General features: G+C 73.3%; 19 protein-coding genes. 11 read left to right on the top strand and 8 right to left on the bottom strand.

What is annotated here, in order from left to right:
* Positions 1 to 12: 12 nt before the first annotated feature.
* Both AB0N04_RS10820 and AB0N04_RS10825 read right to left on the bottom strand, forming a co-directional pair.
* Complete coding sequence (locus AB0N04_RS10820; protein WP_360215362.1) at positions 13 to 480, bottom strand: hypothetical protein; 468 nt, start codon at positions 478 to 480, stop codon at positions 13 to 15.
* A 419-nt stretch (positions 481 to 899) separates the two neighbouring features.
* Positions 900 to 1,499, bottom strand: coding sequence for an ABATE domain-containing protein (locus AB0N04_RS10825; protein WP_360215365.1), 600 nt, complete (start codon positions 1,497 to 1,499; stop codon positions 900 to 902).
* Between the two features lie 132 nt (positions 1,500 to 1,631).
* On the opposite strand from AB0N04_RS10825, the gene AB0N04_RS10830 reads away from it, so the two are divergent.
* A complete protein-coding gene (locus tag AB0N04_RS10830; RefSeq protein WP_360215368.1) occupies positions 1,632 to 2,699 on the top strand; it encodes an alcohol dehydrogenase catalytic domain-containing protein in 1,068 nt (355 codons plus the stop codon).
* Positions 2,700 to 2,765: 66 nt separating this feature from the next.
* On the top strand, positions 2,766 to 3,746 hold the full coding sequence (locus tag AB0N04_RS10835) for an alpha/beta hydrolase (protein WP_360215371.1): 981 nt from the start codon (positions 2,766 to 2,768) through the stop codon (positions 3,744 to 3,746).
* Between the two features lie 109 nt (positions 3,747 to 3,855).
* Here AB0N04_RS10835 and AB0N04_RS10840 read toward each other — a convergent pair whose 3' ends face one another.
* Both AB0N04_RS10840 and AB0N04_RS10845 read right to left on the bottom strand, forming a co-directional pair.
* On the bottom strand, positions 3,856 to 4,605 hold the full coding sequence (locus AB0N04_RS10840) for a M48 family metallopeptidase (protein ID WP_360215374.1): 750 nt from the start codon (positions 4,603 to 4,605) through the stop codon (positions 3,856 to 3,858).
* 160 nt (positions 4,606 to 4,765) lie between these two features.
* Positions 4,766 to 5,668 (bottom strand): LysR family transcriptional regulator, encoded by a 903-nt coding sequence (locus AB0N04_RS10845; RefSeq protein WP_360215377.1) that lies wholly within the window; start codon positions 5,666 to 5,668, stop codon positions 4,766 to 4,768.
* A 190-nt stretch (positions 5,669 to 5,858) separates the two neighbouring features.
* Between AB0N04_RS10845 and AB0N04_RS10850 the strand changes: the two genes are divergently transcribed.
* From AB0N04_RS10850 to AB0N04_RS10865, 4 genes are all read left to right on the top strand, one after another.
* The gene (locus AB0N04_RS10850) at positions 5,859 to 6,152 is read left to right on the top strand and encodes a DUF1330 domain-containing protein (protein WP_360215380.1); all 294 of its coding nucleotides are present in this window, start codon (positions 5,859 to 5,861) and stop codon (positions 6,150 to 6,152) included.
* A gap of 875 nt (positions 6,153 to 7,027) precedes the next feature.
* Positions 7,028 to 7,729 (top strand): helix-turn-helix transcriptional regulator, encoded by a 702-nt coding sequence (locus AB0N04_RS10855; protein WP_363363992.1) that lies wholly within the window; start codon positions 7,028 to 7,030, stop codon positions 7,727 to 7,729.
* Positions 7,730 to 8,009: 280 nt separating this feature from the next.
* Positions 8,010 to 8,393: a peptidase inhibitor family I36 protein gene (locus AB0N04_RS10860; RefSeq protein ID WP_360215386.1), complete on the top strand. Its 384-nt coding sequence runs from the start codon at positions 8,010 to 8,012 to the stop codon at positions 8,391 to 8,393.
* A 7-nt stretch (positions 8,394 to 8,400) separates the two neighbouring features.
* Positions 8,401 to 9,309 (top strand): hypothetical protein, encoded by a 909-nt coding sequence (locus tag AB0N04_RS10865; RefSeq protein ID WP_360215389.1) that lies wholly within the window; start codon positions 8,401 to 8,403, stop codon positions 9,307 to 9,309.
* Positions 9,310 to 9,522: 213 nt separating this feature from the next.
* On the opposite strand, the gene AB0N04_RS10870 is transcribed toward AB0N04_RS10865, so the two are convergent.
* Together AB0N04_RS10870 and AB0N04_RS10875 are read right to left on the bottom strand one after the other, a co-directional pair.
* Positions 9,523 to 10,092 (bottom strand): hypothetical protein, encoded by a 570-nt coding sequence (locus AB0N04_RS10870; RefSeq protein WP_360215392.1) that lies wholly within the window; start codon positions 10,090 to 10,092, stop codon positions 9,523 to 9,525.
* A gap of 145 nt (positions 10,093 to 10,237) precedes the next feature.
* On the bottom strand, positions 10,238 to 11,221 hold the full coding sequence (locus AB0N04_RS10875; RefSeq protein ID WP_360215395.1) for a hypothetical protein: 984 nt from the start codon (positions 11,219 to 11,221) through the stop codon (positions 10,238 to 10,240).
* A 292-nt stretch (positions 11,222 to 11,513) separates the two neighbouring features.
* Between AB0N04_RS10875 and AB0N04_RS10880 the strand changes: the two genes are divergently transcribed.
* A complete protein-coding gene (locus tag AB0N04_RS10880; protein ID WP_360215398.1) occupies positions 11,514 to 11,975 on the top strand; it encodes a hypothetical protein in 462 nt (153 codons plus the stop codon).
* Positions 11,976 to 12,168: 193 nt separating this feature from the next.
* Here the strand turns inward: AB0N04_RS10880 and AB0N04_RS10885 are convergent, their stop codons facing one another.
* The gene (locus tag AB0N04_RS10885) at positions 12,169 to 12,585 is read right to left on the bottom strand and encodes a hypothetical protein (protein WP_360215401.1); all 417 of its coding nucleotides are present in this window, start codon (positions 12,583 to 12,585) and stop codon (positions 12,169 to 12,171) included.
* Between the two features lie 526 nt (positions 12,586 to 13,111).
* On the opposite strand from AB0N04_RS10885, the gene AB0N04_RS10890 reads away from it, so the two are divergent.
* Positions 13,112 to 13,546 carry an Hsp20/alpha crystallin family protein gene (locus AB0N04_RS10890; RefSeq protein ID WP_354644735.1) on the top strand — a complete coding sequence of 145 codons (435 nt, stop codon included), beginning with the start codon at positions 13,112 to 13,114 and terminating at the stop codon, positions 13,544 to 13,546.
* 264 nt (positions 13,547 to 13,810) lie between these two features.
* On the top strand, positions 13,811 to 14,209 hold the full coding sequence (locus tag AB0N04_RS10895; protein WP_360215404.1) for a DUF2267 domain-containing protein: 399 nt from the start codon (positions 13,811 to 13,813) through the stop codon (positions 14,207 to 14,209).
* Between the two features lie 239 nt (positions 14,210 to 14,448).
* Here AB0N04_RS10895 and AB0N04_RS10900 read toward each other — a convergent pair whose 3' ends face one another.
* A complete protein-coding gene (locus AB0N04_RS10900; protein WP_360215407.1) occupies positions 14,449 to 15,099 on the bottom strand; it encodes a hypothetical protein in 651 nt (216 codons plus the stop codon).
* A 187-nt stretch (positions 15,100 to 15,286) separates the two neighbouring features.
* On the opposite strand from AB0N04_RS10900, the gene AB0N04_RS10905 reads away from it, so the two are divergent.
* A complete protein-coding gene (locus tag AB0N04_RS10905; protein WP_360215466.1) occupies positions 15,287 to 15,577 on the top strand; it encodes a hypothetical protein in 291 nt (96 codons plus the stop codon).
* A gap of 155 nt (positions 15,578 to 15,732) precedes the next feature.
* The gene (locus AB0N04_RS10910; RefSeq protein WP_360215409.1) at positions 15,733 to 17,805 is read left to right on the top strand and encodes a SpoIIE family protein phosphatase; all 2,073 of its coding nucleotides are present in this window, start codon (positions 15,733 to 15,735) and stop codon (positions 17,803 to 17,805) included.
* Positions 17,806 to 17,822: the final 17 nt, after the last annotated feature.

The following is a 17,822-nucleotide window of genomic DNA, read 5'->3' on the forward strand; positions in this document are numbered from 1 at the left end:
CCTGGGGCCGGGTCAGTGGGAGGGGCGGATCTGGAGGGCGTTGATGCCCCAGTGGATCGACGGGTCCGAGGTGTGCACGGTGAACTGGAAGTCCCGGCCGGGACGGGCGGGGATCTCCACCGAGCCGACGCCGACGGAGTCCACCGGGCACTGCACCGTGAAGTCGGCCGGGGCCGCACCGCCGACGTGCACCTGGACCGAACCGCCGCCCTGGCAGCCGACGGTGACGGAGATCGGCAGCGTCTCGATCGCCGAGGCCGTCACCGCGCTGCCGTTCCCGACCCAGTCGGGGATCGAGAACATGGTGTCCTCGTCCGGGGTCGGCGGCAGGATCCGGCCCGTCCCCGCGTGACCGAAGGGCTCGTCCGAGGCCGGTGCCGGGTCGGCGGGCTGCGCCGATGCCGTCCCGGCGAACGCCAGCGCCACCCCCAGTGCCCCGGCCGCCGTGGTGAGCGTGCCCGTCTTCTTCGTCCGCTTCATCGTGGTCCCCCCTGCTGTGTTCAGGTGTCGTACCGGTGTTCGGCACACGAAGTTGATCGTAGAACGCGGCACTGTCACCGGGGCGACAGCGACGACGTGTGTTGCACCTGCCGTGTCACACCCGCTGTTCGGTCCGACGGCCGCCGCGCCTCCCGCCGCGGCGGCTCGGCCGTCCTGCCGTCGGTGGCCCGGTGGCCGGGTGTGTGTCGGTGGGGGCTTCTAGGGTGCGGTGTGGGTGGGGCGGGTACCGGAGTGTCCAGCACTGGAGACGGAACGGCAGACCTCCCGGTCTGCGCGGGGGTGGTTACGGCCCAACCGGCGTCCGGGGCGAAAGGGCCTGGGGACGGCTCGTCAGCACCGGCCCCACCCGTCGAGCCGGCGCCGAGTGCACGGGGCGTCGACCGTTCCCCGGGGCGGGGTCAGGAGCTGCTCTGCGACCTCGCCCGGTAGGTGCGCTTCTTGGCGAGGGCGCCGCAGGTCTTCATCGAGCACCAACGGCGGGCGCCCGCGCGGGAGGTGTCGACGAAGGGCGTGCCGCACGCGGGGTTCCCGCAGATGCGGACGCGGGTGCGGTAGTCCGAGCCGCAGAGTTCGATCAGGTCCCGCGCGACCATGGAGAGCACCGCCGCGACCGTGTCCCCGTGCCAGCGCACCGAGGCCGCGTCGGCGGAGAGTTCGGGCACGGACGTGGGCTCGGCGGCCGCGCTGTTGATCAGCGCGATGTCCTCGGGGGCGGGTGCGGCTTCGTCCGCCAGGGCCTGGCCGGTCCGCTGGATCGCCTCCCGCAGCCGTCTGGCGTGGCCCAGGTCGGCTTCGTCGCAGGCCGGCGCCACCGTGGTGCAGCCGCTCTCCACGCTCCAGCGGCCCAGGTCCTCCGGCCGGGCCAGCCGTTCGAAGGGCGTGTCCGTGCCGCGATCGGCCAGGGTGCCGGCGAGGGCGAAGCAGAGCCGCGCGTCGTCGAAGCGGAAGTCGGCCTTGGCGCGCTGGCGCCCTTCGTGTCGACCGCCCTCGTCATCCATGTCCACCACTTTATGTGGTTGACATTGCGTCGAGCAAACGCCTAGCTTTCGAGTCCACCGCTTCAACCGGTGGACATTGAGGGCCTCAGCGTCTTCCCCCGTCGCATCACGAGCCACAAGGAGGCCGCGTCCATGCGCGCCGCAGTCATCGAAGAACTCAGCAAGCCGCTGGTCGTCCGCGACGTGCCCGACCCCGTCTGCCCACCGGACGGCGCGATCCTGCGCGTCGGCGCCAACGGGATCTGCCGCACCGACTGGGCCCTGTGGGCCGGGAACTTCTGGACCGGCGGGCCGAGCGTCAAGCCCCCGTTCGTCCTCGGCCACGAGTTCGCCGGCACCGTCGTGGACGTCGGCCGGGACGTCCGGGACTGGCGGGAGGGCGACCGCGTCATCTTCCCGATGAACCCCGGCGAGGGCTCCTGCGAGATGTGCCGCAGCGGCCACCAGCAGGTGTGCGAGCACGTGGACTCGCTCGTCCCCGGGGTGTCCTACTGGGGCGCCTTCGCCGAGTACGTCATGGTCCGCTTCGCCGACGTCAACCTGGTCCGGGTACCGGAGTCCGTCGGCTTCACGGACGTCGCCGCCCTCGCCTGCCGCTACATGACCGCCTTCCACGGCGTCGTCGACCAGGCGAAGGTCCGCGGCGGGGAATGGGTCGCGGTGTACGGGGCCGGCGGCGGCATGGGCCTGTCCACGGTGGAGATCGCCGCGGCGACGGGTGCCAACGTCATCGCGATCGACATCACGGACGAGAAGCTGGAGGCCGCGCGGGCCCTGGGCGCGGTCCACACCGTCAACGCCGCCACGGACGACCCGGCCGAGGCGGTGAAGACCCTCACCGGGGGAGGAGCGCACGTCTCCGTCGACTCGGTGGGAATCGCCGAGGCCTGCCGCAACTCCGTCCTGTCCCTGCGCACGCGCGGCCGCCACCTCCAACTCGGGCACACCACCGCCGCGGAGAAGGGGGACGTCGCGCTGCCGATCGACGTGATGATGGTCAAGGAGCTGGAGTTCCTGAGCGCCTTCGGCATGCAGGGCCAGCGGTTCGGCACCATGCTGAACATGATCGCCGCCGGCCGCCTCGACCCCGGCCGGATCGTGACCCGCACCGTCGGCCTCCACGAGGCGAGCGGGGTGCTGGAGTCCCTGGAGACCTACGGGACGACCGGCGTGGTCGTCATCGACGAGTTCCGGGCCTGAGCCGACCCACCCGGCACAGCCCCCGCGGCACCCGCGATGGAAAGACACAAGAAAGTAGGCACGACCATGCCCGCCTCCCGTCTGCTGATGGACCGGGAACTGAGCCAGGCACTCGACGGCGTCCCCATGACGCCCAACGGCGCGTTCGACCTCACCGACATCCCCGCGACGCGCGCGGCGTTCCGCGCACAGGCCGAGTCGATCGCCGAACGCGAGCCCGACGACCCGTCGGTCACGACGGAGGAGCACCGCATCGGACGGGCGGACGGCCCCGACGTGCCGGTCCGCCTGCTGCGGCCCGCGACCGCGCAGGGGCCGCTGCCGGTGATGCTCTGGTTCCACGGCGGCGGTCAGGTGCTCGGCTTCGCCGCCCAGGACGACCCCTGGCTCAAGCGGGTGTGCTCACGGCTCGGCTGCGCCGTCGCCGTGGTCGACTACCGGCTCGCCCCGGAGACACCCGCCCCCGGCGCCGCCGAGGACGGCTTCACCGCCTACCGGTGGCTCGTCCGCGAGGCGCAGGCTCTGGGACTGGACGGTGCCCGGATCGGCATCGCGGGCCAGAGCGGTGGCGGAGGCATCGCGGCGGCCACCGCCCTGCTGGTCCGGGACCGCGGCGGCGCGGCACCGCTGTTCCAGTCGCTGACGTACCCGATGCTGGACGACCGCAACCTGACCGCGTCGAGCCACGAGATCACCGACATCGGCATCTGGGACCGCTCCACGAACATCCTGGCCTGGCAGGCGATCCTGGGGGACCGCACCGGAACCGACGACGTCTCCCCCTACGCGGCCCCCTCCCGCGCGCAGGACCTCGGCGCGCTGCCGCCGACCTTCATCGCGGTCGGCGAACTCGACTGCTTCCGGGACGAGGACCTCGACTACGCCGCCCGCCTGCGCGCCCACGGCGTCCCGGTCGAACTGCACCTCTACCCGGGCGCCTACCACGCCTTCGACCTGTTCGCCCCGCAGTCGCAGCTCGCGGCCGCCTTCCAGCAGACCTGGCTCAACTACCTCGCCCGCCGGTTCCGGGACACGTCCACCCCGTGACGTACGCAGACCGGCTCGCATGCCGGCGCAGGCCCCGACGACGTCGCTGCGGTGCGGGCGGTGCGGGCGGTGCGGGCGGCGTGGGCGGTGCGGGCGGTGTGCCGGTGGGTCAGCCGGCGAGGTAGGTGCGGGCGATCCGGGCGCGGTGGGGCGCGAGTTCGGCGTGGACGGCGGCGGACTCGGCAGCGTCGGCGGTGACCGCGGCCGGGACGGCGGGGCCGCGGTCGAGCAGGGCGATCCGCTGCTGGTCGTCGAGCACCTCCCAGAGCGGCAGGCCGACGGTGAGGACGGAGGTGCGGCGCAGGCCGACCACGGCCATGCTCGCGTTGAAGTCGTCGCCCACCACGATGACGTCGACCTTCCGGGCCCCGAGCTGCTCGGCGATCCGGTCCGCCAGCGCGTACAGGGCCGGTGCCTCGGCCCGGGTGAGCACCCCGGTGCCGCGCGGTGCCCGGCCGAGCCGGGGGCGCAGCAGGAACACGACGGCGAGGACGGCGGCGCCGACCCAGCGCAGCGGCGTGTTCCCGGTGACGAGCAGCCAGATCCCCGTGCCGGCGAGCGTGGCGGTGAGGAGGTGGACCAGGGTCGCGACGGCGGTCGCGGCGAGCCAGTCGCGGCGGCTGGTGTCGGCGCGGCCGGCCATGACGTCCTGGAACACCTGCTCGGTCCGCTCGGCGGCGGACCGTTCGCGGGCGGCCGCCCTGGCGTCCTTGGCCGCCTCCTCGGCGGCCTCCTGCTCGGTGACGACGTTCCACTCGCAGGCCGGGCACCAGGTGGTGAAGCGGGGGTCGGCGTCGATGGGCCGGGTGCAGTCCGGGCAGGTCTGCGGGCGCGCGGGGGCGACGGTGGGATTCGGCACGACGGGTGATCATGCCATGTGGCGCTGACACGACAAACCGGTATTCGGCACCCCGGACATCCGGCAGGACCGCCGTCGTCGTCATCACCGCGACGTCCGCCGGGCGAGGGGTCTTCGGCTCCGCCATCGCAGGCGTTGGTCCCGCTCGACCTCGTGCGCGTCAGTGCGGCAGCCAGTGCAGCTCGTGCGCCAGGGTCCTGGCGACGGCACGGATGCGGCGGTGCAGCGGCGACTGCTCGCGGGGGAGGACCAGGTGGATCGTCATGCCGGGCGCGCCCCGCAGCGGCCGCCAGGTGAGTCCGGCCGGCGATGTCGTGGCCGCGGTCTCTCCGGCCGGGGCGAGGGTGACCCCGTCGCGCAGGTCACGCTGGGACATGTCGAAGGCGACTGCGGGCGTGTGGAACCGGGGGTGCGGCCGGGCGCCTCGGAACAGGGCGGACAGCTGATCGTGGATCACGGGGTTGGTCGCTCGGTCCGGGATGCGCAGCGGATACGCGGCCGCGTCGGCGATCTCGATCTCGGCGTGTTCGGCGAGCGGATGGTGCTGCGCCAGCTGGACCCCGATGCGTGCACGCCGCAGCAGGCACCGGCGCACGCCACGGCCCGGTTGTTCACCGCGGGTGATCCCGGCGTCGATGCGGCCGTCGGCGACCGCGGGGGAGATCTCCGGCGTCGCCATCGGAACCGCGTGGACCTCGAGTCCGCTGGTGCCGCGCATCAGCCGGTCCACCAGGGCCGGTGTCGTCTCGGCCCCGGTGCTGAGGCTGTATCCGATGCGCAGTGTGCCCAGTTCACCGGCAGCGGCGCTGCGGGCGGTGTCCCAGGCCCGGTCCAGCGCCGCCAGTGCGGCCGGTGCGGACTCCGCCAAGGCCGCGCCGGCCGTGGTCAGTTCGACGCTACGGGTGCTGCGCACCAGCAGGGCCGTGCCGAGGTCCGCCTCCAGCCGGCGGATCCGGGCGCTGAGCGCGGGCTGGGCGATGCCGATCCGTGCGGCCGCCCGGGTGAAGTTCAACTCCTGTGCCAGCACCAGGAAGTACCGCAGGCTCACGGTGTCCGGCGCCACGTGCCCTCCCCGGCCGATTGATAACGATCCGTTCTGAGCCTATCCCGCATCGGTCTTTCCCCCGGCCGCACATCGAGTCCTAACCTGCGGATACGGCGATTCCACCGACCGCGGTAGCCGTCGCGGGAATCGATCGAGCCGAGTGTCCATCCGACGTCGGACGTGTCCGACCGAACGCAGGAGTGTGTCCATGGCCAAGGGCTACTGGGTCAGTGTCTACCCCGCCGTTTCCGACCTCGAGGGGCTGGCCGTCTACGACGGACTGGCCGGTCCGGCCGTCCGGGCCGCGGGCGGGCGCGTCCTGTCCCGTGGTGCTCGCGTCGTCGCCCGCGAGGCCGGACTCACGCAACGCGTCGTCCTGGTCGAGTTCGACAGCCTTGAGCAGGCCGTCGCGGCGTACGAGAGCGAGGCGTACCAGAAGGCGCTGGCGGCCTTCCCCGAAGGGGTCGAGCGCGACTTCCGCATCACCGAAGGCGTCGACTGACCGGCGGAGCGGTTCGAACGCCCTGGCCGTGCCGCGCTGCCCGGTCCTCGGCGGCACGGGGCGGCCCCGGGGGTGGTGCTTCCGGCCCGCCCCGGGTGGCGGGGGAGGGGAGCCCTTGGCGAGCGGCCCCTTGGCCGTCCGATTGGCCCACGGGATCGGCGCCCGATTGGATACCCGCCGGGGGCATGCCTGCTGCCTAGTCTCGGAGCACACGCTGCGTCGCCGGTGCGGCGCGCGCCAACGGGAGGAAACAGCATGCGCAGGACCATTACCGGACTGGCCGTCAGATCGCCGTCACCTCATGCCGATTCGCGATCGATGCCGCCCGGCCGGAGGTGTCAGTGACCACGGTCGACCTGTCCGTCGGAGTCGGGCACGCCGTCCCCGGGGAGCCGGTAACCCAGAGGGCCGCGGCCCGGAGCCGGCCCGCTGTCCGCAGCGGCCGGGCCAAGGCCCTTCGGCGGAGCCGCGGTTGCGGTTGCCCCACCGGGGCCGCGGCGGCCTCGGGCCCCTGCCGGATCGCGTCCCACACCGCGGCCGGGCGGCGGGGGGCGGACCGGGGTCACCGGGTGGGGCGGGGCGGGGGTGCTCGTCCTCGTGGGCTCCGGGCATCGTTGCGGACGGCGGATCACCCGCTCCCGGCACGCTCGCCGAGGCGAGTCCGACCGCGACCTCCGGCACCGCGTCCGCAGCGGCGGACGTTCCCCGTGTTGGTCCTGGGGCGACGGGCAACGAGGCCACCTGCCAGAGGCATTCGGCCCCGCGCCGGGATCCGATCAGTCCAGCTGCCCGTGTCGGGTACGGGCGTCGGCACCGCGGACGGCGTGGCCCCGCCGTCGACGCACGGTGTCGCCGGCCCGGACAGCCGGGTCTCGATGACGTGGAACGGCGAAGCACGCAACTACGTCCTCACCGTTCCGGACTGGGCCGTCGCGCAGGCCCTGGAGCCACGCACGGGAAGGCCGTCCACCGCCTCGGGGCGCTTCGACCCGGTACTCGACGAGCAGGACCCGCTGGTCAGCGCCTGGATCGAACTCGTCCGGGGATTCGACGAGTTCCTCGCCTCGCCGTCGAGCCGCCACTCTCCGCGGGGAGCGCGGCACCGCGAGCAGCGGAACCTCGAACAGCGGCACCTCGAACAGCTCCCGACCGACGGCCTGCCGGACGCCCGACGCCACTCCCGGAGCGGCACCCCGACGGGCAGCGGCCCGGCCGTCCTGCCACCCGCCGTACGCCGGGCCAAGGCGTTCTGCGAGGAGCACGTGCACGAGTCCGTCTCGGTGGCGGACATCGCCCTCGCCGCGCGCACCAGTCTGCCGAACCTGAGGCAGGGGTTCCGGGCCCACCTGAACACCACGCCCCGGGCGTACCTGCGCCGGCTGCGCCTCGACCACGCCCACCGCGACCTCCTCGCCATCGCCGACGGCCGGGCGCAGGGCACGGTGACCGACGTGGCCTGCCGCTGGGGCTTCACCCACCTCGGCCGCTTCAGCGCGGAGTACCGCAAGTCCTTCGGACAGCCGCCGTCCGAGACGCTGCGCCGAAGCCGTCGAGAGACCCAGCGGCCGGGCGCCTAGCGACCCAGCGTCCGGGCGCCTAGCGACCGAACGACCGAACGGCCGCGCAGCCGCCCGCCCGGATGCGTGAAGAGCTTCCGCGCCGCTCCGCCATCCGCAGGTCCGCCCTGCTCCGCTATCCGAAATGCGGGAACTCCCGCCGCCACGAAAGCGGATAGCGGCGTGATCACGATCCGGAGAGGCTCTTCCCCGGAACGCGGCCGGAAGCAGTCCACCGGCCGTCGGCACCACCGCACGAAATCCGAGCCAACGTCCACAGCACCCTCGAAGGGACACCTCCGTGACCATCAAGTCGCGCATCGCCAAGGCCGCCGCCGCGACCGCCGTCGCCGGCGCCGCCCTCTTCACCCTGGTCGGCACCGCCCCCGCCGCCCAGGCCGCACCGTCCGGCTGCAACGCAGGCGGCCTCTGCGTGTACTGGAACGCCAACTACGGCGGCGGCGTCCAGACCGTCTACCAGGACAACAACGACCTCAGCCAGTACACCAACTTCGCCCACAGCCAGGGCGGTTCGGCGTTCAACAACGGCAACAGCTGCAACGTCGTCGTCTACGCGGACAAGAACGCCCAGGGCCAGGGCTGGATCCTCTACCGCGGCCAGGGCTGGACCCTGATCGGGGACAACCTGCCCACGATCTACTCCAACCGCTGGTGCACGGTCTGATCCAGCGATGAAGACCAGGACCACCCTCGCCCTCGCGGCGGTCCTCCTGGGCCTCGGTGCCGCCGGATGCTCCACATCCGGCGGCACCACCCCGCCCGGGGCCCCGCCGCGTCCCTTCGGCGGCGTCACCCACTACGACGAGCAGCAGCGCGCCGCCCTGCACGACGCCGAAGAAGTCCTCGTCACCGGATGCATGCGCGAGCGCGGCTTCGACTACCGCCCCCAGGGCCTCGTCACCGGCGACCACCGCGTCGACGCCAACCCGTACGGGCTGCTCGGAGCCGACCAGGCCGCCGCCGACGGCTTCGGCGTGATCAGCACGGTGCTGCACCTGAAGCAGGCCGCCGACCCCAACCAGGAGCACGACGCCGACCAGGCGTGGAAGGCTGCCCTCCTGGGGACGGACGCGCACCGGGTCACCGTCGACCTGCCCGGCCAGCAGCAGTTCTACTACAACGGCGACTCCTGCCTCACCCGGGCCCGCGACACCCTCTACGGCCCCGACTACTTCCGGCTGTTCAACACCTTCCAGGTGCTCAGCGGCGATGTCGTCGCCGGAGTCCAGGCCGACGGCCGGTACGCCGCCGCCGAGGGCCGGTGGCGGGACTGCATGTCCTCGGCCCACCAGAGCGCCACCCACCTGGCAGACCCGGTGGCCGTGATCGACCAGCGGGTGAAACAGGAGGGCGGAGATCCGGCGAAGACCCACGACCTCATCGGCGGCGAGCTCTCCCTCGCCAGGACCTCGGCCCGCTGCCAGGACCAGGCCGGCTTCGCCGCCACCGTGGAACGGATCCAGGCCGACGTCGAGAAGACCGTGCTCGGGGCCGACCAGCCCCTCCTCGACCAGCTCCGCGGCCTGCGGCAGCAGGCCCTCGCCCGCGCGAGCCACCCGGCCCCGACCGCCACCCACTGACGGCACGACCCCCGGCCGCCCCGCCGCCACCCGGCCGTCGCAACCCGCGACAGCGGACCACCCGGCGCCCCCACCGGCCACTCCGCGCCCGAGAGGCGAGTCCGGCGGCGGCCCAGCCCCGCAGCCCGGGTCGCCGCCGGATTCCGACAACCTCTTCTCCCGTCCTTCTCGTTGCACCCGTGGCTGGACCGAGTGCGTCTGGATGCGGTCGTCTCAGTTGCACTGCCCACAGAAGCAGGGGGTCCGTTCGAGCCGTTTCGCCAGCCACCTGCTGGCGCGTATCCGTGCAACCGGATTCCTGGCCATACCGCAAAGGCGCAGCAGCTCCCACTCGTCCCGACGAAGCTTGCGCAGGTGCCGTGCGCCGAAGTACATGGCCATGTCGGTCTTCAGTCGTGTCCGCAGGACGGACAACTGTCTGGCCCGGATGCAGGTGATCCTCAGACCGGCGGTCGGCCCCTCGACTCCTGCAGGAGCAGTTCGTACAGACGCAGGCTGGAGGTTCTGGACGGGTGCCACCAAGTTGCCGCGTACGGTGAAGAAGAGCGCACGCGTCTTGGGTGACATCAGCATGCCGTTACCGTTCGCGTAGTACCAGGTCATCATCTCCTCCGCGAGCTGACGGCTCTCCTCGTCGGTCATCGGCGGTTCACGGTTGAGATCGGATACCGCAGTCAGTTCCCAGAGCTCCAGGTAGGCAGCCAGCATGCGTTCAGTGAGCTTGCCTTTGAGCTGGCGCCGGTAGTTGTGGGCCAGCCACAACCCGGCGGCCGCCACTGCCATGGTCAGGAGCGTCTGCATCCCGTCGTGCACTGCGTCCCCCCGCAGGACTCGTCAGAAGGTGAAACGCCGAGGCAGCCCCCGCGGTTCACGACCTCCTTGCAAGGTCCCTGATGACACGTCAAGTCGCAAGGCCGTCGACGGCCGGTCAGCCGCAGGTCTTGTCCGGGTGGTCGTGGGTGATGGCGCAGATCATCGCCTTCGCCCGGCCGTTGTTCGGGTACCGGCGCTGGAGCTCGCCCTTGAAGTCGTTCCACTGGCGGGTGATGTCCTTGACGGCCATGTCGTAGGCGCGGTCGAAGTTGTGGCCGGCGGCCGAACGCGGGCTGTCCGCGGTGTCCTTGTTGAGCACCCCGTCGTGGGTGACGCGGTTCGCGCAGTCGGACACCGTCCCGGTGTGGTCGCGGTCCGGGTAGCAGCCGGTGGCCAGGTCGTGGGGGATGTGGCCGGTGGCGTCCTTGGCCCAGTCGGTGCGGCTCATGGCGCTGTAGCGGGCGATGGAGAAGAACGCGGGCAGGTCGGTCCTGCCCAGGCCCGGGGGGTTCCTGACGCCGACGGCTCCCGGGCCGGCCTGGTCGCCCCAGTTGCTGTGGGCGTAGAAGTCCTCGATCTGGTGCCAGCCGCGGCCCAGGTCCTCCAGCACCTCGCACTTCGCCCGCCCCGGCTGGTCGTTCCACGTGCAGGCGGGGGAGAGGGAGGTCTGGGCGGCGAGGACGTGCCCGTTCGCGTCGACCAGCCGGTCCGCGGCGGCGACGGCCCGCTTGAAGTTGTGGACGGAACCGTCGATGCAGTCGATGATCTCGGCGTCGGCCTGCTGGCGGCTGCGGGGGTAGCGGCCGTCGTACCGGGGGTCGAGGTAGTCGGCGTTGTCGCAGTGCAGCTTGCCGATGCCGAAGTACTCGCCGTGGTCGTTGGCGACGATGGCGCCCGAGTTCCCGTCCGCCATCGCCGTCAGCGAGTTCGGGTGCCAGCCCCCGGCCCCCAGCGCGGCCCGGGTGATCCTCTCGTGGTTCCCCCCGCTGAAGGCCTGCGCCGGTGTCGCGGCACCGAGGGCGGTGGAGCACAGCAGGGCGAGGCAGGCGGCGCCGGGGGCGAGCAGGCGCCGCCTGCGGGAGGCGGTGGCGGGATTCACGGGGTCTCCAGGGGTGCGGTGGACGTCTTCGGACGGGCGGCGCGCGACCGGGTGCGGTGTCCCGCCCCGTCCCGCCCGCCGAATTAAGCATGTCCATGCCATATCAGCCTGAACCGCCACGGAGCCTGAGGCCCGTGTGCCGGTGCCGGGCGCCTCCGCCCGCCCCGGCCGGCAGGCCTCCGCGCGGCCCTGCCCGTCGCCCGGTGGCCTCTTCGTGTACGCCTGCGTTTGCTACCATCGCGGCTCGCGCGGACGCCCGGGGGCCGCGCACGGGGGAGACGGAGCCGGATCCATGAGCGTGCCCACTGGAGTCTCACAGTTCCGCCTGGGCCACCGGGCGAGCATGACCCGCACCGAGGGGGTGCGGAGCACGACCTACCGGTCGCAGTGGCACCTGTTCCCGCTCGGCGCGAGCCGGCGCCCGGAGTCGGGGGCCGTCGTCCTCGACGTGTTCTGCGGCGACTGCCGCCTCCCCGTCAGGGTGGTGCTGGAATCCGGGCCGACCGCCGCGCAGAAGCAGCGCACCCGCAGCACGTTCGGCTGGCTCCTGCTCGCGGCGGGGATCGTCCTCGTCGTCATCGCCTGCCTCATCGGCGGCGGCGGCGCCGTCGCCGGCCTGTCGGGCGTGAGCGGCCTGCTGGCCGTGGCCACCAGCTTCGGGGTGCGCAGCGCCGCAAAGACGTACCCGGGCGTCCACGTGGAGCGCAAGCAGATCGCCACCTCGGACGCCCCGCACCGGATCTTCGTCAGCTGACACCGCCCGACGGTGACGGGCTCCGGTGAGTCCGGCCGGTCCCGGCCGCGGTCGAAACCCCGTACGCGATGACGTCGGCGCGTCGCGCGTCAGGCCGGGCCCCGGTTCCGTGCTGCGCCCCCGTGTGCCCGTTCGCCCGCGTGTGCCCCCTTGCCCCCTGTGTGTCCGCTCGCCTGCGGGGCCGAGTGGCCGGTCAGCTGCGGCCGGTGCGGGTGAGTATGGCGGCGACGGTGCGGATGGCGGCTTCGGCGTCGGCGAGTTCGTCGTCGGTGGGCGGGACGGCGCCGAAGGCACGGCCGCCGGGGGCGTCCAGAGCGCGCCAGTGGAGGACCGGTGTGAGGTGGCTGCTGGCGTCGGCGAGGAACCAGGCGAGGTGGCCGTGGGTGCGTGCGACGGTCGTGGCGAGGGCGGCGAGGGCCTCGCGCAGCGCGGCGAGCCGCTCGATCCTCGGCAGCGCCTCCTGGACGTCGGCGGGGCCGACGGCGCCCGCGAGGGCCTCGGCGGTCTGCCGGGCCAGCGCCGAGTCGGGCGTGCTGAGCTCCCACGTCCCGTCGGTGAGCTGGAGTTGCGCCTCGTGAACGACCTGCTCGACCGCTTTGGACATGCTCATGGCGGCACCCTATCCGCCGAACGGATCTTCTCGTCTCCGAGGGTCCGTCCCCGGGGGCGGGTCGCCGTACGGCCCGGCGGAGCCTGGCCGGTGGAGGCCCGGCAGCAGGCCCGGTCGCTCGCTCCGGTCGGTCCCCGGCCCGCGACTCGGGCTGAGGCGGCGGTGCCGGTCATGCCGGCATCCGCCCGCTCCGGACCGTTCCCGGCGGGCGGCCGTCCGGGGTGTGCGAGGCGTCCGGGTCCCACGGCGGGCCCGTCGCGTCGGTCGGGGCGCAGGGCGTCGAGGTGCGCCAGGTGGGTGTCGACGGCGTCGAGGGCTGCGGCGGACGTCCGGTGGATCCGCTGGCTGCCAGGAACGAGGCGGGCTCGACCGGCCGGGGAGGTGTCGGCGGCGGCTCTGCGGGACTTCTCGCTCATGAAGTCACTCTATAGGCGACACGCCGACTTGTCATCGGATGGATGACCGCGCTACAAAGGTGTCAGGTGAAGCGCACTGGCACCCATTCGATCTGTGGAGGTGTTTCGCGATGCTGCTGCGCACTGACCCGTTCCGCGAGCTGGACCGGCTGACCCAGCAGTTCCTGGGCAACACGGGGACTTGGTCGCGTCCGGCGCCGATGCCGCTGGACGCCTACCGGGCCGGCGACGAGTACGTGATCTGCTTCGACCTGCCGGGGGTGGACCCGGAGGCGATCGACATCGACGTCGAGCGGAACATGGTGACCGTCAAGGCCGAGCGCCGCCCGCGCCAGGAGGGCGAGGGCGTGAAGTGGGAGCTGTCCGAGCGCCCGCTCGGTGTGTTCTCCCGCCAGGTCATGCTCTCCGACACCCTCGACCCCGCCGGGATCACCGCCGACTACGACGCCGGCGTGCTGACGCTGAAGATCCCGGTCGCCGAGAAGGCCAAGCCCCGCAAGGTCGCCATCAGCCACAGCGGCGACCGCAAGCAGATCCGGGCCTGACCCGTCCCCGACCGTTCCGGCCGCCCCCGATCTCTCCCCCTCGATCGAAGGGGCGGCCGGAACACCCCCAGTCGGTCGCTTCCCGAGGCCGCCCGGACGGGCAGCGCCCCGGACGCCCGGAGCGCTGCGCCAGGCCCGGGGGCCGCAAGATCCGGCTGCTGAACCTCACCGGTCTACACCGGCGCCGGGCACTCGGACTCCGACCGACCACCCTCACGCCGCCGCCGACCCGCGGCCGGCCGGCCCCCGGAAGGCTCCACAGCCATGACCCGCTACCGCCACCTGATCCAGCAGGTCCGCACCCTCGGCCGCTACGCCGGCGACGAGGAAGCCGAACGCGTCCTCACCGCCGTCCTGGCCGTCCTCGGCTCCCAGCTCACCGGCGAGGAGCGCTGCGACCTCGCCGCGGCCCTGCCCGACCGCGCCCGCGCCGTCTTCGCCTCGCAGATCCCCCTCCCCGCCCCGGTCGCAGCCCCCGTCTTCGTCGAAGCGGTCGCCCGCAACCTGGGCACCAGCCTCACCGCGGCCCGCTGGGACACCTCCTCCGTCCTCGCCGCCGTCACCGACCTCGCCGGCGACGACCTCAGTGACCGCATCCTCGCCCAGCTGCCCCGCGGCTACGCCCTGCTGTTCGGCCGCGCCGACCTGACGGTCGCCGCCTGAACAGACCCGGAGGGGGAACCCGGGAGACCCCGGCCCGGGCGTTCCACCTCCCGTGGGCCGGACGTCCGTCCCGCCACCGCCGACGCCGGCTCCCTGGCCACGAACACACTGATCGAGCCCGTCCGGGACCACCTTGCCCCGGCGCCGCCGACCGCTCCCGGGCCGGACCCTCCGCTCCTGCACCGACGGCGCGCCGCCGCGGGCCCGGGCCGCTCGTGCGGAGACCGCCCGGCAGGTCGTCACTCGGTCTCGAACTGTACGAGGTGGGCGACCTCTCGCCCTTGCGCGTCGAGACAGGGGTAGATGCCGCCGTTCTCGCCGTGGTCCAGCAGCGCGATGACCGTCGACCCGGTCCGTTCGTCCGACAGGACGTGCCATCCGGCACGGAACGTGTCAGGCGAGGATTCCTCGGGCGGCTGCAGGGCGTCGGGACCGTACTGCCGACACGCCCCCTCGAACGCCGGCAGCAGACCTCGGTCCCGGCCGTTCGCCGCACGGCGCCGGATCTCCTGCCCGGCCAGCCTCATCAGCCCGCTCACCAGGGCACCGTCGTCGTCCCGCCGATCGCCGAGGCACACGACGCCGCAGTGCGTCATCACGCCCACGCCCGAGTACTCACCGAGTTCCACCGGCGGTGCCTCGTCGAACCACAGCAGCAACCCGAGCGTCATCGGCGCCTCTCCCGGCGCCGCATCCATCACCGCGTACACCCGATGGCTGCCCGCAGGCACCTCCAGGCCGTCGGCCTCACCCGACGTGGGGTCGAACACGAGGGCCATGTCCGAGGAGACCGGGAGCGTACCCACGGGGTGGATCCACCACGAATCGCGCGGCCCGCTGGTCTGCGGTGCCTCCGCGAGGTGGGCGAACAGGGTCTTGGCGAAATCCATCTGACGTCTCCTCACTGCCAGGGCAGAGCGGGGCCGCCCTCCTCCAGGCCCGCATCCTCTCAGCAGCCCCTGACAACGAAGGCCTTCAGGAGCAGCGGAACCCTCCCGGCCGCCGTCCAAGCCGGGGTGCCGACCATGCCCACGCTGTTCATCGCGTTCGACCTGCTGCACGCCCACGGCCGCCCCCCTGCTCGCCGAGCCGTACGCACGACGACGGGACCTGCTCGAGAATCCGGAACCGGGGCAGCCGGGTCTGCGCGTCCCGCCGACCGGGGACTCGGTGGCCGAGGCCTACGGGTGGACACGCGAACACCGGCTCGAAGGCGTCATCGCCAGACACGGCGACTCCCGCTACCTCCCGGGGGCACGCTCCCGGGACTGGATCAAGATCGAACACCTCCGGGCGGCCGACGTCGTGATCGGAGGCCGGCTGCCCGCGGGCCCCGGCGCAGCCTCGGTACGCGCCGTCCTGACCTGAGTGGGCGGCGACGGGACACCGGGAGCCCGGCGTCCCGCTTTTCGCGCGGGGCCGAGGCCCGGGCCGCCGGTCACGTCCGCGGCATCGGGCAGACGATGGAATGACACGGGATCCTGGTGCGGTGGCCGGGCGAGCGGGCGAGGAGGTGGTGCACGGTGGCGGAGCGGTTGGGGCCGGCCGATGCGGCACTGGCGGCGGGCGGCCTGCTGGACGTCCTCGGCGTGGCGGCCGTCGTGGTGGACGCGCAGGGGCGGATCTCGCTGTGGAGCCCGCAGGCACAGGCGCTGTTCGGCTACCGGGGCGAGGAGGCGCTCGGCCGCGCGGCGATCGACCTGCTGGTCTCGCCGGACCGGCGGCAGACGGTGCTGGAGGCGTTCGAGCGGGTGATGGCCGGCGAGGGCACCTGGGCGGGGGCGTTCCCGGCCCGGCACAAGGACGGGCGCACGGTGCTGGTGGAGATGCGCAACATGCGCCTGCAGGCCGCGTCCGGCACCTGGTACGCGCTGTGCATCGTGTCGTCCCGGGAGACCCTGCAGCGGGTCGAGCGGGATCTGGCGCTGTCGGCGCGGATGGTCGACCAGGCACCGATAGGCCTCGCGGTCCTGGACGAGGACCTGCGCTACGAGCTGGTGAACCCGGCGCTGGAGCGGATCAACGGGGTGCCGGCCGCCGAGCACCTGGGCCGCACCCCGCACGAGGTCCTGCCGCACCTGGACGTCGCGGCGATCGAGGACCGGATGCGCGGGGTGCTGGTCACCGGCCGGCCGGTGCTGGAGGAGTTCACCGTCGGGCACATGCCGTACGACGACCGCACCCACGCGTGGACGTCGTCGTTCTACCGGCTGGAGGACCAGGCACACCGGGTGATGGGGCTGGCGATCTCCGTCATCGACGTCACGAACCCCTACGAGCAGTCCCTCACCGCGGCCCGCGCCCGGCGGCGCCTGTCGCTGATCGCCGACGCGTCGATCCGGGTCGGCACCACGCTGGACCTGCCCACCACGGCCCGGGAGCTGGCGGAGGTGACCGTGCCGGAGGTCGCCGACATCGCCGCCGTCGACCTGCTGGACGCCGCCCTGCCCGGGGCGACGGGCCGCGCCGACGACGGGCCCGCCCGCTTCCGCGCGATGGCGATCAAAGCCGCCCAGCCCACGCCCGCGACCCTGGCCGCGGACCCGGTCGGCGAGGTCACCCGCTACCACCCCCGCCGCCTGGTCACCCAGGCCGCCGTCGGCGGCCACCCCGTCCTCGTCGCCCACGTGAGCGCCGCCGACCTGCCCCGGATCGCCCGCGACGAGACCGCCGCCCGCCTCCTCGCCGAGGCCGGCGTCCACTCCTACCTGGCGGTGCCGCTCATCGCCCGCGGACGGGTCCTCGGCGCCCTCGACCTCAAACGCACCCGCAACCCCGACCCGTTCGACCAGGACGACGTCCTGCTCGCCACCGAACTCGCCGCCCGCGCCGCCGTCGCCATCGACAACGCCCGCTGGTACCAGCACCAGCGCCAGGCCACCATCGCCCTCCAGCGCCACCTCCTGCCACCCCAGCACGCCCCCGACCCGCCCGGCCTGGCCATCGCCCACCGCTACCAGCCCGCCAGCGCCACCGACGACACCGGCGGCGACTGGTTCGACACCATCCCCCTGGCCGGCCACCGCACCGCCCTGGTCGTCGGCGACGTCATGGGCTCCGGGATCAACGCCGCCGCCACCATGGGCCAGCTGCGCACCACCACCCGCGCCCTGGCCCGGCTCACCACCGACCCGGCCGACCTCCTCACCCACCTCGACGCCACCACCCGAGACCTCGGCGACGCCATGGCCACCTGCCTGATCGCCCTGTTCGACCCGGCCACCGGGCTCCTGCGCATCGCCTCCGCCGGCCACCCCCCGCCCGTCCTCGCCCGCCCCGGCGACACCCCGCACCCGGTCCGGATCGACCCCGGCCCGCCGCTGGGCGTCGGCGGCCTGCCGTTCCCCACCCGCGACCTCACCCTGCGCCCGGGCGACGACCTCGTCCTCTACACCGACGGCCTCGTCGAAGTCCGCGACCAGGACATCGACCGCCGTCTGCAGACCCTCGCCGACCTCCTCGCCGGCCCCCGCCGCCCCCTGGACGACACGTGCGACCTGCTCCTCACCGCCCTGCGCCGCCCCGACACCCCGGACGACGTCGCCCTCCTCATCGCCCGCGTCCTGCCCGCCGGCCCGGACACCCCCGACCCGTGAACCGGCAGTGCTCCCGG

Source organism: Kitasatospora sp. NPDC051702 (genome assembly GCF_040681575.1).
GTDB lineage: Bacteria > Actinomycetota > Actinomycetes > Streptomycetales > Streptomycetaceae > Kitasatospora.

Excerpts from the sequence above, each read along its gene's own strand:
- AB0N04_RS10820 (WP_360215362.1), bottom strand. The coding sequence starts at position 480 with ATGAAGCGGACGAAGAAGACGGGCACGCTCACCACGGCGGCCGGGGCA.
- AB0N04_RS10825 (WP_360215365.1), bottom strand. The coding sequence starts at position 1,499 with ATGGATGACGAGGGCGGTCGACACGAAGGGCGCCAGCGCGCCAAGGCC.
- AB0N04_RS10830 (WP_360215368.1), top strand. The coding sequence starts at position 1,632 with ATGCGCGCCGCAGTCATCGAAGAACTCAGCAAGCCGCTGGTCGTCCGC.
- AB0N04_RS10835 (WP_360215371.1), top strand. The coding sequence starts at position 2,766 with ATGCCCGCCTCCCGTCTGCTGATGGACCGGGAACTGAGCCAGGCACTC.
- AB0N04_RS10850 (WP_360215380.1), top strand. The coding sequence starts at position 5,859 with ATGGCCAAGGGCTACTGGGTCAGTGTCTACCCCGCCGTTTCCGACCTC.
- AB0N04_RS10855 (WP_363363992.1), top strand. The coding sequence starts at position 7,028 with ATGACGTGGAACGGCGAAGCACGCAACTACGTCCTCACCGTTCCGGAC.
- AB0N04_RS10865 (WP_360215389.1), top strand. The coding sequence starts at position 8,401 with ATGAAGACCAGGACCACCCTCGCCCTCGCGGCGGTCCTCCTGGGCCTC.
- AB0N04_RS10870 (WP_360215392.1), bottom strand. The coding sequence starts at position 10,092 with ATGGCAGTGGCGGCCGCCGGGTTGTGGCTGGCCCACAACTACCGGCGC.
- AB0N04_RS10880 (WP_360215398.1), top strand. The coding sequence starts at position 11,514 with ATGAGCGTGCCCACTGGAGTCTCACAGTTCCGCCTGGGCCACCGGGCG.
- AB0N04_RS10885 (WP_360215401.1), bottom strand. The coding sequence starts at position 12,585 with ATGAGCATGTCCAAAGCGGTCGAGCAGGTCGTTCACGAGGCGCAACTC.
- AB0N04_RS10890 (WP_354644735.1), top strand. The coding sequence starts at position 13,112 with ATGCTGCTGCGCACTGACCCGTTCCGCGAGCTGGACCGGCTGACCCAG.
- AB0N04_RS10895 (WP_360215404.1), top strand. The coding sequence starts at position 13,811 with ATGACCCGCTACCGCCACCTGATCCAGCAGGTCCGCACCCTCGGCCGC.
- AB0N04_RS10900 (WP_360215407.1), bottom strand. The coding sequence starts at position 15,099 with ATGGATTTCGCCAAGACCCTGTTCGCCCACCTCGCGGAGGCACCGCAG.